At 73.0% G+C, this 15,070-nt stretch carries 15 protein-coding genes; 14 read left to right on the top strand and 1 reads right to left on the bottom strand.

Going from position 1 to position 15,070, the window contains the following annotated elements:
* Positions 1-176 precede the first annotated feature (176 nt).
* From PV342_RS02395 to PV342_RS02330, 14 genes are all read left to right on the top strand, one after another.
* Entirely contained in the window at positions 177-332 is a 156-nt protein-coding gene (locus PV342_RS02395) for a hypothetical protein (protein ID WP_400796096.1), read from the top strand.
* Between the two features lie 254 nt (positions 333-586).
* Positions 587-1,879, top strand: a complete 1,293-nt coding sequence (locus PV342_RS02390) for an ABC transporter substrate-binding protein (RefSeq protein ID WP_500315705.1) — start codon at positions 587-589, stop codon at positions 1,877-1,879.
* Between the two features lie 2 nt (positions 1,880-1,881).
* Positions 1,882-2,778, top strand: a complete 897-nt coding sequence (locus PV342_RS02385) for a carbohydrate ABC transporter permease (protein WP_018563047.1) — start codon at positions 1,882-1,884, stop codon at positions 2,776-2,778.
* A complete protein-coding gene (locus tag PV342_RS02380) occupies positions 2,778-3,701 on the top strand; it encodes a carbohydrate ABC transporter permease (protein WP_391575516.1) in 924 nt (307 codons plus the stop codon). The genes PV342_RS02385 and PV342_RS02380 overlap by 1 nt, the downstream gene beginning before the upstream one ends.
* Positions 3,698-5,809, top strand: coding sequence for an alpha-galactosidase (locus tag PV342_RS02375; RefSeq protein ID WP_500315704.1), 2,112 nt, complete (start codon positions 3,698-3,700; stop codon positions 5,807-5,809). Before PV342_RS02380 ends, PV342_RS02375 begins: the two co-directional genes overlap by 4 nt.
* Positions 5,810-5,864: 55 nt before the next feature.
* The gene (locus PV342_RS02370; RefSeq protein ID WP_018563044.1) at positions 5,865-6,623 is read left to right on the top strand and encodes an SDR family NAD(P)-dependent oxidoreductase; all 759 of its coding nucleotides are present in this window, start codon (positions 5,865-5,867) and stop codon (positions 6,621-6,623) included.
* Between the two features lie 49 nt (positions 6,624-6,672).
* Positions 6,673-7,434 (top strand): FadR/GntR family transcriptional regulator, encoded by a 762-nt coding sequence (locus PV342_RS02365; RefSeq protein WP_386986583.1) that lies wholly within the window; start codon positions 6,673-6,675, stop codon positions 7,432-7,434.
* The gene (gene dgoD / locus PV342_RS02360; RefSeq protein ID WP_400796106.1) at positions 7,431-8,576 is read left to right on the top strand and encodes a galactonate dehydratase; all 1,146 of its coding nucleotides are present in this window, start codon (positions 7,431-7,433) and stop codon (positions 8,574-8,576) included. Before PV342_RS02365 ends, dgoD begins: the two co-directional genes overlap by 4 nt.
* Positions 8,570-9,367: a hypothetical protein gene (locus PV342_RS02355; RefSeq protein WP_500315703.1), complete on the top strand. Its 798-nt coding sequence runs from the start codon at positions 8,570-8,572 to the stop codon at positions 9,365-9,367. Before dgoD ends, PV342_RS02355 begins: the two co-directional genes overlap by 7 nt.
* 26 nt (positions 9,368-9,393) lie before the next feature.
* Complete coding sequence (locus tag PV342_RS02350; RefSeq protein ID WP_500315702.1) at positions 9,394-10,029, top strand: bifunctional 4-hydroxy-2-oxoglutarate aldolase/2-dehydro-3-deoxy-phosphogluconate aldolase; 636 nt, start codon at positions 9,394-9,396, stop codon at positions 10,027-10,029.
* Positions 10,026-10,916 (top strand): SMP-30/gluconolactonase/LRE family protein, encoded by an 891-nt coding sequence (locus tag PV342_RS02345; RefSeq protein ID WP_500315701.1) that lies wholly within the window; start codon positions 10,026-10,028, stop codon positions 10,914-10,916. The genes PV342_RS02350 and PV342_RS02345 overlap by 4 nt, the downstream gene beginning before the upstream one ends.
* Before the next feature lie 9 nt (positions 10,917-10,925).
* On the top strand, positions 10,926-11,903 hold the full coding sequence (locus tag PV342_RS02340; RefSeq protein WP_500315700.1) for a sugar kinase: 978 nt from the start codon (positions 10,926-10,928) through the stop codon (positions 11,901-11,903).
* A gap of 81 nt (positions 11,904-11,984) precedes the next feature.
* The gene (locus tag PV342_RS02335; RefSeq protein WP_386986569.1) at positions 11,985-13,196 is read left to right on the top strand and encodes a cytochrome P450 family protein; all 1,212 of its coding nucleotides are present in this window, start codon (positions 11,985-11,987) and stop codon (positions 13,194-13,196) included.
* A gap of 365 nt (positions 13,197-13,561) precedes the next feature.
* Positions 13,562-14,299, top strand: coding sequence for an SAM-dependent methyltransferase (locus PV342_RS02330; RefSeq protein WP_500315699.1), 738 nt, complete (start codon positions 13,562-13,564; stop codon positions 14,297-14,299).
* Between the two features lie 10 nt (positions 14,300-14,309).
* Here the strand turns inward: PV342_RS02330 and PV342_RS02325 are convergent, their stop codons facing one another.
* On the bottom strand, positions 14,310-14,978 hold the full coding sequence (locus tag PV342_RS02325) for a hypothetical protein (protein ID WP_354793545.1): 669 nt from the start codon (positions 14,976-14,978) through the stop codon (positions 14,310-14,312).
* Positions 14,979-15,070: the final 92 nt, after the last annotated feature.

The following is a 15,070-nucleotide window of genomic DNA, read 5'->3' as shown; positions in this document are numbered from 1 at the left end:
GCCCGCGGGACCGGGTGCCGCGACCCTTTCCAGGTCACCGAAAGATCGCGTTTTTAAGTTAATTAGCAATTAATATTGACAGGCTTCGAGGGTCCGGCCACAGTTTCCGCCGTGGCACCGGTGCCCGGTACGACCGGAGTGGGGTGCCCCGAACCCCCAACTCTCGGGAGAACCCCTTGGCTTCGCATCGTGGGCGGCAGTACTGCGACAGCGGTTGCGGCATCGTCGGCGGTGCCTTCGACGGTTCCCCCGACGGTGTCGCCGGGACGGGTGGCGGTGTGCTCGTCGCCATCCGCGGGGTGGACGGTCGCGTCCGCCGGGACGCCTTCTGAGTTCCGCGCGACCGTCGCGCGGTACTTCGCAACATCCTGCTCCACCCTGCTTCACCTGCGTCAACCCGTGCCTACCGGCACCAACGGGTGTGCCCCCGGGCCTTGTTCGGCCCGGAGGCGGATCCCTCAGAAAATAAATTAGTAATTAATCTTGACGGGACGCTGACCCCTGCGACAGGCTCTTCCTGCCGCACCCAGAGCCGGGCCGTCAGGGGGCCTCAGCTCCGTTCCGTGGGCACCAAGGGAGTGCACATATGACCGCCTTCAACGCCAGCCGCCGCCGGTTCCTCGCCGTGTCCGGCGCAGTCGGCACCGGCGCGCTGCTCAGCAGCTGCGTCACCCAGAGCCCGTCCGCCTCCGGAGGAGAGTCCGGCGGCCCGGTGACCCTGCAGTCCAACCTCTCCTCCCCGCAGGCGAAGACCTCGATGCAGCAGCTCGTGGCCGCCTTCAACAAGAGCGGCAAGGCCGAGGCGAAGCTCAACACCGTCGCGTCGGAGACCTTCCGCACGCAGCTGCCGACGTACCTCACCTCGGCCAACCCGCCGGACATCTACACCTGGTACCCGGGCTCCGTCGCCGAGTCGTACGCCAAGAAGGACCTGCTCCTCGACCTGGACGACATCTGGGGCAAGCCCGAGCTGTCGGGCTACTCCGACGCCCTGAAGAAGCTGTGCACCTCGACCTCCAGCGGCAAGAAGGTCTTCGTGCCCACCAGCTACTACTGGTGGGGCATGTTCTACCGGAAGTCCAACTTCGCCAAGTGGGGCGTCCAGGAGCCGAAGAACTGGGACGAGTTCCTCGACCTGTGCGACAAGCTCAAGAGCAAGGGCGTCGCCCCCATCGGCCTCGGCGCCGGCGGCGACACCCCGTGGGTCGCCTCGGCCTGGTTCGACTACCTCAACATCCGTGTCAACGGCGCGACGTACCACCGCGAACTGCTCGCGGGCAAGCACCGCTTCGACGACCCCGAGGTCCGCAAGGTCTTCGACACCTGGGACCAGGCCCGCCCGTACTTCGACCCCAACGGGACGGCGATACCGTTCCAGGACGCCACCACCGCCCTGCTGCAGGGCCGGACCGGCATGATGCTCATCGGCACCTTCTTCGCCGACGCCGCGCCGAAGGACGCCCTGGGCGACCTGGACTTCTTCCAGTTCCCGATCATCGACCCCAAGGTGCCGGTCGCCGAGGAGGCGCCCACCGACGGCTACTTCGCCAGCGCCCGCAGCAAGCGCGCCGACGGCGTCAAGGAGCTGCTGAGCTACCTGGCCTCCGCCGAGGCGCAGGAGCTCTACCTCAAGAACTCCTCCGGCACCGCGCTGCCCACGCACCCGGACGCCAAGGACGTCGGCACCCCGCTGGTGGTCAAGGGCCGCAAGCTCATCGAGAGCGCCGCCGACGTGACGCAGTTCTTCAACCGCGACTCCAGCGACGCACTCCAGCCGACCGCGGACACCGCGCTGGTGCACTACCTGGCCAAGCCCAAGCAGATCGGCTCCATCCTCACCACGTGGCAGAGCAGCGCACAGAAGATCTGGAGCCAGTGACAATGGCGCTGATCGGCTCCACACGTCGGTCCAGGGCCACCCGGGTGCCCCCGGTGGTCCTGGCCTTCGTCCTCATCCCGCTGCTCGCCGAGGCCTTCTGGGTCTTCTGGCCGGCCCTTCAGGGCTTCTACCTGTCCCTGACCTCCTGGGACGGCCTGGCGGCCCCGAAGTTCGTGGGCCTCGGCAACTTCGGCGAGATGGCGCACGACCCGGTCTTCCGCACCGCGGCGATCAACACGGTGCTGTGGCTGCTGCTCTTCGGCGGGCTCTCCGCCGCGCTGGGACTCGGTGCCGCGCTGCTGCTCCAGCAGGAGCGGCGCGGCGTCGGGTTCTACCGGGCGGCGCTCTTCCTGCCGGTGGTCTTCTCGCTGGTCGCCACCGCGCTGGTCTGGCAGGCCATGTACCAGCCGGACGGCCTGATCAACAACGTGCTCGACGGCATCGGCCTCGGCAGCTGGAAGCACGCCTGGCTCGCCGACCAGGACACCGCCTTCTACGCGGTGATCGTGCCCGCGCTGTGGCGGCAGGTCGGCTATGTGATGGTGCTGTACCTGGCCGGCCTCAAGGGCGTCGACCCCGCCCTCTACGAGGCGGCCAGGGTCGACGGAGCCACCCGCTGGCAGCAGTTCCGGCACATCACGCTGCCCCAGCTGCGCAGCGTCAACGCGGTCGTCCTGTCGGTGATCGTCATCGACTCGCTGCGCTCGTTCGACGTGGTGTGGGCCCTCACCCGCGGCGGCCCGTACCACTCCTCCGAACTGCTGAGCACGTACATGTACTCCACCGCGTTCCAGTCCCTGCGCCTGGGATACGGCTCCGCGCTCGCCGTCGTCATCTTCGTGCTGGCCTTCGGTGTCATCGCGAGCTACCTCGTGCGCGCCTTCCGGGAGGCCGACTGATGACCGCCACCCACGCCACCCTGCGCGTCGAGGAGCCGTCCGACCACGACGGCGGGCCCGTCAAGGTACCGGCCGCGGCGCCCCGCCGGTCCGTCCTGCGCGGCCGTGCCCTGCGCACGACCGGTTTCCACCTCAGCGCGGGTCTGCTGTCCGCCCTGTGGCTGCTGCCGATCGTCCTCGTGCTGGTCACCAGCACCCGGACCTTCGACGACATCGCCGCGCACGGCGTCGGCAGCTGGCCGCACTCCTTCACCCTCGACGGCTTCCGCCAGGCGTGGGTGGACGGCGGCCAGCAGCGCGCCCTCATCAACAGCCTGCTGGTCACGATCCCCAGCGTGCTGCTCTCCCTGGGCCTGGCCTCCATGGCCGCCTTCGGGCTGAGCCGTTACGACCTGCCGTTCCGGCGCGTCCTGCTGCTGCTCATGCTCGGCGGCAACCTGCTGCCCCCGCAGATCCTGCTGATCCCGGTCTCCAAGCTCAGCGAAGTGCTCGGCATCTACGACCAGCTGTACGCCCTGATCGGCGTGCAGGTCGGATTCGGCGTCGGCTTCTACGTCTTCGTGCTGCACGGCTTCATGCGGGCGATCCCCGGCGAGATCCAGCAGGCCGCCGTGATCGACGGCGCGGGTCCCTGGCAGATCTACTGGCGGATCATCCTTCCGCTGGCCCGCCCGGCGCTGGCCGCGCTGAGCGCCCTGTCGTTCACCTGGATCTTCAACGACCTGCTGTGGGCCATCACGGTGCTGCGCACCGACACCCAGATGCCCATCACCGCGTCCCTCATCGGACTGCAGGGCCAGTACGTCTCCATGTGGAACGTGATCGCGGCCGGCTCGGTGATCGCCGCCGCCCCGACAGTGGCCGTCTTCCTCCGCTTCCAGCGCCACTTCGTGGCCGGACTCAACCTCGGAGCCGTCAAGTGAGCGCGCACGACCGGTGGCTGCTGCGCACCGACACCACCACCTACGCCGTCACCCTCGGTGGCGACGGCCGCTGGGCCGAACTCGCCGCCTGGGGGCCGCACGGCGCCGAGGACGGGCCGTCGCCCATGGACTGGTCGCGCCGCACCCACTTCATCACCCCCGCCGACGCCGCCCCGGCCGAGTACATCCCGTACGGGCTGCGGCCGTTCACCGGCGCCGACCTGGTCGCCTCCCGCCCCGGCGGCGACCGCGGCAGCTGGTGGCAATTCGCCGGCGCCACGCTGGACGGCGACCGCGCCCTGCGCCTGGAGTTCTGCGACGACGTCCTCGGGCTGCGCACGACGCTGCACTACGAGACGGTGCCCGGCACCGACGTCATCCTGCGCTGGACGGAGCTGACCTGCACCGGTGACGAGGAGGTGCGCCTGGAGCGCTTCGACTCCGCCGCCGTCAACGTGCCCGTCCAGGGCGGTGCGCGGCTGAGCTACCTCTGCGGGCAGTGGTCCCAGGAGTTCCAGCTCAAGGACGTCGAGCTGGAGCGTGGCCGTTTCGAGATGGAGAGCACCCAGGGCTCCGCCGGGCACGCGTACCACCCGTGGCTCGCGGTCCAGGACGCCGCCGCCCCCGCCGAGGGCCCCACCCCCACCTACGGGATCGCCCTGGAGTGGTCCGGCAACTGGCGGATCACCGCCGACGCCGAGCCCGGCGGCGCGGTGCGCGTACGGGCCGGCCGCGTGCCCCACGAGGGCGCCGTCCGCCTCGCCCCCGGCGCCACGCTCGTCACGCCCCGGCTGGCCTGCGCCTTCAGCCCCGACGGGCTCGACGGCCTGGCCCGTGTCTGGCACCGCTACGAGCGGCACCTGACCGGCGAGCGCATGGACCGGCCCCGCAAGGTCCTCTACAACTCGTGGGAGGCCACCGGCTTCGACGTCGACGCCGAAGGCCAGCTGGAGCTCGCCAAGGTCGCCGCCGAACTCGGCGCCGAACTCTTCGTCGTCGACGACGGCTGGTTCACCGGCCGGCCGGACGACACCGGCGGCCTCGGCGACTGGGACCCGGACCCGGCCGAATTCCCCGGTGGGTTCGACCGGTTCGTCGAGGACGTGCGCGCCCTCGGCCTGGACTTCGGCCTGTGGGTCGAACCCGAGGGGATCAGCCCCCGCTCGAAGCTCTACGCCGAGCACCCCGAGTGGGTCTACCGGATCGACGGCCGGCCCGCGACGCTCGTGCGCAACCAGCTGCTGCTCGACCTCGGCCGCGAGGACGTCCAGGAATTCGTCATCGGCACGCTCGACGGGTTGCTCGGCTCCCACGCCATCAGCTATCTCAAGTGGGACATGAACCGTCCGCCCACCGAGCGCGGCCGCCCCGGCCACCCGGCGGGCGCCGACCCCGAGCGCCAGGACCTCGACGCCGCGCACATCGCCGGCTACCTCCGCGTGCTGGAGCACCTGCGCACCGCCCATCCCCACGTCACCGTCGAGGGCTGCGCGGGCGGCGGCGGGCGCGTCGAGCACGCCACCATCGCCCGCACCGACGTGGTGTGGCCCAGCGACAACACCGCGCCCATGGACCGGCTGCGCATCCAGTACGGCTACCTCCACGCGCACGCTCCGCACACCATGAGCTCCTGGGTCACCGACGCCCCCGGCGTCTTCGACCCGCGGCCGCGCTCGCTCGCCTTCCGCTTCGTCAACTCCATGGCGGGCGTGCTCGGTATCGGAGCCGACATCCGCCACTGGACGCCCGCACAGCGGTCCGAGGCCGCAGGGTGGATCGCCCGCTACAAGGAGGTCCGCGACGTCGTCCACCACGGCGAGGTCCACCTCCTGGGCAGCCCCGCCGACCCGACCTGCGGTGTCCAGTACGAGGAACCGGGCGGTGACCGCCTGGTGGTGACGGCCTGGAACACCGGCCCCCTCGACGGAGCGCCCCTGGTGCCCGGCCGGGACGCCCGGCTCCGCCTGCGCGGGCTGCGACCGGACGCCGTCTACACCGACGCCGCCACCGGCACCCGTTACAGCGGCGCGTACCTCCTCCACTCGGGGCTGCCGTTCGCCTGGACCGCAACGCACGACGCGGAGTTGACCGTCCTGGCACGGCAGTGACAACAGCGGAAGAATTCTCCCCCCACCCCCGCTCGAACAGGAGACGACCCACCCCATGAACCCAGCGGCCCGTTTCACCGACCGCGTCGCCGTCGTCACCGGCGCCGCGTCGGGCATCGGCGCGGCCAGCGCGGCCCGCCTCGCGGCGGAGGGCGCGGCCGTCGTCCTCGTCGACATCGCCGCCGAACGCGGCGAGGAGACCGCCGAACTGCTGCGCAAGGAGGGGGCCCGTGCCCTGTTCGTCGCCGCCGACGTCGCCGACGAGGACGACTGGGCGCGGGTGATCACCGCCGCCCACACCTTCGGGCCCGTCGGTGTCCTGGTCAGCAACGCGTACACGGTGGCGGTCGCGCCGGCCCACGAGACCAGCCTCGCCTCCTGGGAACGGCAGCTGTCGGTCAACCTCACCGGCGCCTTCCTGGGCGTGAAGGCGACGCTGCCCGACCTGCGCGAGCACCAGGGGGCGGTGGTGCTCGTCTCCTCGGTCCACGCCCACCGCGGCATCCCCGGCCACCCGGCGTACGCGGCGAGCAAGGGCGCCCTGCTGTCGCTGTGCGGTCAGCTCGCCGTCGAGTACGGCCCGGACGTCCGCGTCAACGCGGTGCTGCCGGGACCGATCCTGACCGCCGCCTGGGACCGCGTCCCGGAGGCCGACCGCGTGACGAGCGTCGCCGAGACCGCGGCCCGCCGTTTCGGCACTCCCGAGGAGGTCGCCGCCGCCGTCGCCTTCCTCGCCGCCGGCGAAGCCTCCTACATCACCGGATCGAGCCTGCTCGTGGACGGCGGCTGGAGCGTCACCAAGGCCTCGGCCTGACGGAACAGAACGCACCGGCCACCGACCGAACAGTAAGAAAGGCAAACACATGACGCCATACGCGCGCCGAGGAGTGCACGGCCAGACCGTGGAGACCCTCGCCCGCCGGGTGCTCAGCGGCGAGATCCCCGAGGGAGCGACGCTCGACATGGCGGCCCTGCAGAGCGAGCTGGACGTCAGCCTGACGGCTTTGCGTGAATCGTTGAAAGTGCTCGCGGCCAAGGGAATGGTCGACGCCCGGCAGAAGCGCGGCACGTTCGTCCGGCCCCGCTCGGACTGGAACCTGCTCGACGCCGACGTGCTGCGCTGGCAGTTCTCCGAGAGCAGCGGCACCGGTGCCGACACCGCGCTGCTGCGCAACCTCGGCGAGGTCCGCGGCATCATCGAACCCGCCGCCGTGCGGCTGGCCGCGGCCCGCCGCACCGACGCCGATCTGGAGGCGCTGGAGGCGGCGCTGACCGCCATGGGCGAGGAGAGCGGCCCCAACCACGCCGTGGAGGCCGACCTCGCCTTCCACCGGGCGCTGCTCGCGGCCACCCACAACGAACTGCTGGAACGCATGGAGATGGTCATCGAGTCGGGCCTGGCCCAGCGTGACCAGCTCGTGCACAGCGCCCCGCACAGCGAGGACCCGGTGCCCAGCCACCGGGCCGTCCTCGACGCCGTGCGCGACCGGGACCCGGACGCCGCGGAACACGCCATGCGCGCCCTGCTCGACCAGGCGACGCGCGACCTCGACAAGGTCAGCGGCCCGCAGGCGCCCGAGGGCGCGGACCGTTCCGCCGAGCAGAAGGACGGCCAGGCACAGTGAAGATCGCGCGCGTCGAGACCTTCCTCGTCCCGCCCCGCTGGCTGTTCTGCCGCATCGAGACCGACGACGGCGTCGTCGGCTGGGGCGAGCCGGTGGTGGAGGGCCGGGCCGAGGTGGTGCGGACGGCCGTGGAGGTGCTCGCAGAACACCTCGTGGGCCAGGACCCGCTGCGGATCCAGGACCACTGGCAGGTGCTCAGCAAGGGCGGCTTCTACCGGGGCGGGCCCGTGCTCTCCAGCGCGGTGGCCGGCATCGACCAGGCCCTGTGGGACATCGCCGGCCGCGCCCTCGGAGTGCCGGTGCACACCCTGCTCGGCGGCCCGGTCCGCGACTCGGTCCGGGTGTACGCCTGGGTCGGCGGCGACGAGCCGGACCGGCTCAAGGAGGAGATCAACGCCCAGGTGGAGGCGGGCTTCACGGCCGTCAAGATGAACGCCGCCGGGCGCACCCCGCCGCTCGGCAGCCCGGCGGAGACGGCCGCCGTCGTGCAGCGCGTCGCGGCCGCCCGCGAGGCCCTCGGCCCGCACCGGGACGTCGCGGTCGACTTCCACGGACGCTTCACCGCCGCCAACGCGCGGCGCGTGCTCCACGAGATAGCCCCGCTGCACCCGCTGTTCGTCGAGGAGCCCGTCCTGCCCGAGCAGGCGCACCTGCTGCCGGGCCTGGTCGCCGCCTCGTCCGTGCCGCTCGCCACCGGTGAACGGCTCTACGGACGCGCCGACTTCCTCCCGGCCCTGACGGCGGGCATCGCCGTGGCCCAGCCGGACCTGTCGCACGCCGGCGGGATATCGGAGGTCACCCGGATCGCCTCGCTCGCCGAGACCTTCGGCGCGCACCTGGCGCCGCACTGCCCGCTCGGTCCGATCGCGCTGGCCGCGAGCCTGCAGGTCGCCTTCGCCACACCGAACTTCCTGATCCAGGAGCAGAGCCGGGGCATCCACTACAACAAGGACGCCGACCTGCTCTCCTACGTGGTCGACACCGAGCCCTTCCGGTTCGTCGACGGCCAGGCGCGCCGCACCGAACTGCCCGGGCTCGGCGTCGTGATCGACGAGGACGCGGTCCGCGCCGCGGACCGTTCCGGCCACGCCTGGCGCAACCCGGTGTGGCGGCACGCCGACGGCTCCTTCGCCGAATGGTGACCGGAGACCGGGTCCCGGTCGCCGTGGTCACCGACCCGGACCACGGCGGCCGCTGGACCTCGCTGACCGCGGGCGGCCGCGAATGGCTCTGGCACCGCGACGAGCCCCGCCGCCCCCTGGTCCGGCCCGGCGACCCCTTCGCCGACGCCGGCGGCCTCGAGGAGTGCGTACCCACCGTGCGCGGGCTCCCCGACCACGGGGACGCCTGGTCGCGGCCCTGGCACCGGGAGGGGGACGCGGAGGTCGTGGACTGCCCCGACTTCCGGCTCACCCGGCGCCTGAGCTCGCTGGCGGGCGCGGCCGTCGCCGACTACACGCTCACCGCCGAGCCGGGCTACCGCTTCGTGTGGGCCGCTCACGCCCTGCTGGAACTCTCCCAGGACGCGTGGCTCGGCGTCGACGCGGGGACGGAGACCCGGCTCTACCCGGACGAGGGCGCGGGCTGGGTCACCGGTGCCTGGCCGCGCGTCGAGGGCATCCCCCTCGACCGGCTCGGACCGGACGACGGGAGCGCCGCCGGGGCGGTCGTCCTCACCCCGGGGGTGACCGTGCACGACGGCCCCGACGCGCTGCACCTGGCCGTCGAGGCCGGCGGCCTGCCCGTCGCGGTCGCCCTGTGGCGCAACCTCGGCGGCTTCCCCCAGGACGCGCCGTACCGATCGATCGGCGTCGAGCCGATGCTCGGCCGCGTCTTCGACCGCGCCGGGGCGGACGACGGCGACACGGTCGTCGTCCCGCCCCCAGGCGAGGTCGCCTGGCGGCTCACGGTCACCGCGACCCGCCGCCCCTGAACCCCCATCACCAGAAGGGATGTCGGATGGACCTGCTCACCACGCTGCGTGACCGCCGGCTGCTCGCCATCGTCCGCGGCAGCGACCCGGACGCCGCGCTGACCACCGTGCTCACCCTCGTCGAGGAGGGGATCACCCTCATCGAGGTGTCCCTCAGCGGACGTGACGCGCTCGACGTCATCGCCCGGGCGCGGACCGCGCTCGGCCCGGACGCGACCCTCGGGGCCGGAACCGTGCTCAGCGCGGACGACGCGCGGGCCGCCCACAAGGCCGGTGCCGGCTTCCTGGTCACCCCCGCGGTCAGCGACGGCATCGCCACCGGACGGGAACTCGGACTCCCCGTCCTCGCCGGGGTGATGACCCCCACCGACATCCTCCAGGCGCTGCGGCTGGGCGCCGACGCCCTCAAGCTGTTCCCGGCCGGCAGCGCCGGCGGCCCGGGTTACCTGCGGGATCTGCGCGGTCCCTTCCCCGGCCTGCCGTTCGTTCCGGTGGGCGGGGTGGACGCGCAGGCCGCCGCGGAGTACCTGCGGGGCGGCGCCGTCGCCGTCGGCGTCGGATCGCCCCTGATCGGTGACGCCGCCGAGGGCGGCGACGTCACGGCCCTGCGTGAACGGGCCCGCACCTTCCTGGACGTCGTCCGCGTGGAGGCCCGCCCGTGACCGCCACCGTGCCCCCGGCGGTCCTGGGGACCGACCGCCTCGAACTCGGCGAGGGCATCCGCTGGACGGACGGCCGCGCCGTGCTCACCGACATCCTCAGCGGCCGGCTGCTGGCCGCCGCCGACGGGCCCGACGCCCCGCACACCCTTGTCGCACAACTCCCCTGTCCGCTGGGCGCGGTGGCGCCGGTCGAGGGCCGCCCGGGCCACTGGGTCGCGGCCGCGGGCACCGGTGTCTGCCGCATCGACCCGGCGGGCCGGGCCGAGTGGATCGCCCGCCCCGAGGACGACGCGCCGGTGCCGATGCGGATGAACGACGGCGTCGCCGACCCGCACGGCCGCTTCTGGGCGGGCAGCATGGCGTACGACACCACCACGGACGCCGGCTCGCTCTACCGCCTGGACCGCGACGGCCGCGTCACCCGTGTGCTGCGGGACGTCACGATCCCCAACGGCCCTGCCTTCACCGCCGACGGCACCGTCATGTATCTGGCCGACAGCGCCCGGGGCCTCATCCGGCGCTACCCGGTCGACCCGGAGAGCGGCGACCTCGGCACCCCCGAGACCTTCGTCGCCCTCGCGGACGGCAGCCCCGACGGCATGACCACCGACAGCGAGGGCGGGCTGTGGACCGCCGTCTGGGGCACCGGGCAGGCCCACCGCTACCGCCCGGACGGCAGCCTCGACCGGATCGTCGACCTGCCCGCCGGACAGCCCGCCGGGCTCTGCCTCGGCGGTCCCGACGGCCGGACCCTCCTCGTCACCAGCGCGCACATCGGCCTGGCCGCTCCGGGACCGCTCGACGGCGCCGTGTTCGCCGTCCGGGTGGACGTGCCCGGCACACCGGCCGCCGCGTACCGTCCGGCTGACCGCGCCGACATCCCCTAGGAAGCCACCATGAGCACCTCCCGGACGCTGCGACCCGGACCCGTGGTCTGCGTCGGCGAGACGATGGCCGCCCTCGCCCCCGACCCGCTCGGGCCGCTGGACGACGCGGACCTGCTGCGCGTCGACATCGCGGGCGCCGAGTCCAACGTCGCGCTCTACCTCGCGGACCACGGCATCCCCGCCCGCTGGGTGTCCGCGGTCGGCGACGACCCCTTCGGCCGGCGGGTCCGCGCGCGGATCGCCGCGGGCGGCGTCGACGTCTCCGGGGTGCGCATCGACCCCGACCGGCCCACCGGGCTGCTGCTCAAGGACCCGGCCGCGCACGGCACCCGCGTCCACTACCACCGCGCGGGGTCCGCCGCCTCGGCGCTCACCCCGGACGTGCTCGACGGCCCGGCCCTGACCGGGGCCGCGCTCGTCCACCTCAGCGGCATCACACCCGCGCTGTCGCCCGGCTGCCACGCCCTCGTCGAACGGGCGCTGCGCCCGGACCGCCCCTGGCCCGTCAGCTTCGACGTCAACCACCGCCCCGCGCTGTGGACCGGCCGCTCCGCCGCCGACGTGCTGCGGCCGCTCGCCGACCGGGCCGACATCGTCCTCGTGGGTCTCGACGAGGCCCAGGCACTGTGGGGCGAGGGGATCACCGACGCCCGCTCGGTCCGCGAACTGCTTCCCGGGCCCGGTGTCCTCGTCGTGAAAGACGGGGCGCACGCCGCCACCGCCTTCACCGGGGCCGACGCCCACACCGTGCCCGCCCTCACCGTCCGGGTGGCGGAACCGGTGGGCGCCGGGGACGCCTTCGCCGCCGGTTTCCTCAGCGGTCTGCTGCGGGACCTGCCCGTGGAGCGGGCCCTGCGACTCGGCCATCTGACCGCGGCCTCGGCCCTGCGCGTCGCCGCCGACCACGGGCCCCTGCCGGACCCCGTCGTCCTCGCCTCGCTCCTGGAGACGGACGCGGAGACCTGGCGGGGCGCCACGATCGGCTGAATCCTTCGGATGAGACCGTCCGGGGTGTCTCGTCCCGCAGGGTGACGTGTCGCGGCGGCCCCCCGGGTTACCGTGCGGTACATGGACACGGTCGATCTCACGGTCTACGGCGAGGAGTTCACCGCCGATCCCTACCCCTTCTACGCCAGGCTCCGCGAGAAGGGGCCCGTGCACCGCGTGCGCACCGCCGACGTCGGGGAGCTGTGGCTGATCGTCGGCCACGACCAGGCCCGGGCCGCGCTCGCCGACACCCGGTTCGCCAAGGACTCCCGCGCACTCGGGTGGATGTCCTACGACGAGGAACTCCTCGGCCGCCACATGCTCGTCTCCGACCCGCCCGAGCACACCCGGCTGCGCAAGCTGGTGGCCCGGGAGTTCACCGGCCGCCGTGTCGAGGAACTGGCGCCGCGCGTGGAGGAGATCACCGCCGGGCTGCTCGACGCGATGCTGGCCCGCCCGGACGGCACCGCCGACCTCGTCGAGGCGCTCGCCTACCCGCTGCCCATCACCGTCATCTGCGAGCTGCTCGGGGTTCCCGACCTGGACCGGGAGGCCTTCCGGGCCTGGTCGAACGAGGTCGTCGCACCGACGGGGCCGGAGGCCGAGCGCAGGGCCTTCGAGGAACTCGCGGCCTACCTCCACGAGCTGATCGAGGACAAGCGCTGCGCGCCCGGCGACGACCTGATGAGCGCGCTCATCCGCACCACCTCCGAGGACGGCGACCGGCTCTCGCGCCCCGAGCTCAGCGGCATGGCCTTCCTGCTGCTGATCGCCGGACACGAGACCACGGTCAACCTGATCTCCAACGGTGTCCGCGCGCTGCTCACCCATCCGGACCAACTGGCGCTCCTGCGAGCGGACATGGGCCTCATCGACGGCGCCGTGGAGGAGATGCTCCGCTACGACGGCCCGGTGGAGACCGCCACCTTCCGCTTCACGACGGAACCGGTCGACGTCGCCGGCACCGTCATCCCGGCCCGCGAACCCGTCCTCGTCGCCCTGGCCGCCGCCGACCGCGACCCGGGCCGTTTCCCCGAGGCGGACCGCTTCGACATCCGCCGGGACACCCGCGGCCACGTCGCCTTCGGGCACGGCCTGCACTTCTGCCTCGGTGCCCCGCTCGCCCGGCTCGAAGGACGCGTCGCCGTCCGCGCCCTCCTCGAGCGCTGCCCCGACCTCGCCCTCGACGCCGATCCGGCGAAGCTGGACTGGCTGCCCGGCATGCTCATGCGCGGTGTGCGCCGGCTCCCGGTGCGCTTCACGCCCACCTTCCCCGGCACGCCCGGCGCCTAGCACGGCCGCGCCCCTCACCAGGGCGGGCCCGTACGGCAGGCACCACGGGAGACCACGTAAGGGGCGTCCTTCGACGAGCCGGACTGCGCCGGGAAGGCCGTCCCCGGGTTCCACGACACGTTCGCCGCGCCGCGCGGAGAACAGGGCCCGCTGCGGTGGACCGTGGCGGCCCGCTGCCCTGACGGTCTTCCTGTCCATGCCGGACGTCCTTTCCCCCGTGGCGGCCTGCCGGTCGTGACGCCGTGACGGCCGCGCTCCCGCAAGAGCCTTGCGAAGAGGGAAACCGCCACCGTCGCGGATCGCGTTGCACGCCCGAGCCGAATTAACCGGATGCGGTGACCCGCCCGCCCTGCGAAGCTGCGCCAATGGACCGACGCCGCATCTCACGCATCGCGCACACCCACCACCCCATCGCCGCACCGCTCGACGACGCAGTGGTGCGCCGTCTCCTCGGCAGGGCGCTGCGCCGCGGCGACGAACGCGTCCTCGACCTCGGCTGCGGGGAGGCCGCCTGGCTCCTGCGGGCCCTCGACGACCACCCGGGCGTCACCGCGGAGGGCGTCGACCTGGACACCGGCGCACTGGGGAAGGCGGCCCGCGAGGCCGCCGCGCTCGGCGTCGGCGACCGGCTGACCCTCCACGAACAGGACGCGGGTGACTTCGCCACGAAGCGCCCCTTCGACCTCGTCCTCAGCGTCGGCGCCGCGCACGCCTTCGGCGGCCTCCTGCCGACCCTCGCCGCGGCCCGCGCCCACCTCGCCCCCGGAGGCACCGTCCTCGTCGGCGACGGCTTCTGGGAGCGCGAACCGACCCAGGAACTCGTCGACATGCTGGGGGAGTACGACGACCTGGCGAGCACCGTGGACCTGATCGTCGCGGACGGCTGGACCCCGGTCCTCGCCCACGTCAGCTCCGTCCGCGAGTGGGACGACTACGAGTGGTCCTGGACCGGCTCCCTCTCCGAGTGGGCCCTGGACAACCCCGGCGACCCCGACAGCGGCGCCGCCCTCGAAGCCGCCGCCGTCCACCGAGCCGAGTGGCTGCACGGCTACCGCGGCAGGTTCGGCTTCGTCACGCTGCTTCTGCGCCGTACGACCGCCTGACCGCCGGCGCTCAAGCGCCCGGCAGCCCCGTCGGCCGGGAACGGAAGCTCGCCACCACGATGTGGAGGCTGACGACCAGCGCCCAGAGGGGGAAGACCAGCTCGGCCAGCGGCACGTTCGGCACCACGAACAGCAAGGTGACGCCCACGAGATACCCCAGCAGCACCAGCCAGCGCGGGAACGACCCCAGCCGCATCGCGACGGTCGAGGCCGACAGCACGAACACCGCCGCCATGCGCATCGAGTACGTCGTCAGCAGGCTGTAGGTGAAGTGCTGCCCGAAGTACGACAGCTCGGCCCGCGGGGTACCGGGAGAGGCGATCTCCGTGGTGGCCAGCAGGCTGCCGGCCGCGGCGGCGGCGCCGAAGAGCGTCGCGACGAACACCAGGCCGCTGCCGAGGAAGACCGTCGAGAGGAACTTGTCCTCGCCCGGGCCGACGTGCGCGCGCACCGCGCCGATGAACCACAGGAAGAAGATGCCGGCGAAGGGGATGAGGGCCAGCGCCGTCTGCACGCCGCTGCGCGAGGACAGGCTCAGCGGCGAGCCGGTCAGCGCGCCCTCACCGCTGGGGATGGAGGCCCGCACCAGGACGATGGCGGCGCCGATCAGCACGGCGAACGCGATCCCCACCAGTCCCGCCGCTCGAGGCGTGCGCAGCGCCTGGGCCTTCATCGCCATGAAAGGTTCTTCCCTCGTGGACAGCCGGGACCGACTCATCCCAGGAAGCACCGGCGCAGGTGATCACGCCACCCGGGGCGGACCGCGGGGGT

Source organism: Streptomyces sp. PA03-3a (genome assembly GCF_033792735.1).
GTDB lineage: Bacteria > Actinomycetota > Actinomycetes > Streptomycetales > Streptomycetaceae > Actinacidiphila.
Note: the sequence above shows the minus strand (reverse complement) of the source record. Positions and strands in the feature narration are given on the sequence as shown.

Excerpts from the sequence above, each read along its gene's own strand:
- PV342_RS02370 (WP_018563044.1), top strand. The coding sequence starts at position 5,865 with ATGAACCCAGCGGCCCGTTTCACCGACCGCGTCGCCGTCGTCACCGGC.
- PV342_RS02390 (WP_500315705.1), top strand. The coding sequence starts at position 587 with ATGACCGCCTTCAACGCCAGCCGCCGCCGGTTCCTCGCCGTGTCCGGC.
- PV342_RS02325 (WP_354793545.1), bottom strand. The coding sequence starts at position 14,978 with ATGGCGATGAAGGCCCAGGCGCTGCGCACGCCTCGAGCGGCGGGACTG.
- PV342_RS02335 (WP_386986569.1), top strand. The coding sequence starts at position 11,985 with ATGGACACGGTCGATCTCACGGTCTACGGCGAGGAGTTCACCGCCGAT.
- PV342_RS02380 (WP_391575516.1), top strand. The coding sequence starts at position 2,778 with ATGACCGCCACCCACGCCACCCTGCGCGTCGAGGAGCCGTCCGACCAC.
- PV342_RS02365 (WP_386986583.1), top strand. The coding sequence starts at position 6,673 with ATGACGCCATACGCGCGCCGAGGAGTGCACGGCCAGACCGTGGAGACC.
- PV342_RS02330 (WP_500315699.1), top strand. The coding sequence starts at position 13,562 with ATGGACCGACGCCGCATCTCACGCATCGCGCACACCCACCACCCCATC.
- PV342_RS02350 (WP_500315702.1), top strand. The coding sequence starts at position 9,394 with ATGGACCTGCTCACCACGCTGCGTGACCGCCGGCTGCTCGCCATCGTC.
- PV342_RS02340 (WP_500315700.1), top strand. The coding sequence starts at position 10,926 with ATGAGCACCTCCCGGACGCTGCGACCCGGACCCGTGGTCTGCGTCGGC.
- PV342_RS02385 (WP_018563047.1), top strand. The coding sequence starts at position 1,882 with ATGGCGCTGATCGGCTCCACACGTCGGTCCAGGGCCACCCGGGTGCCC.
- PV342_RS02355 (WP_500315703.1), top strand. The coding sequence starts at position 8,570 with ATGGTGACCGGAGACCGGGTCCCGGTCGCCGTGGTCACCGACCCGGAC.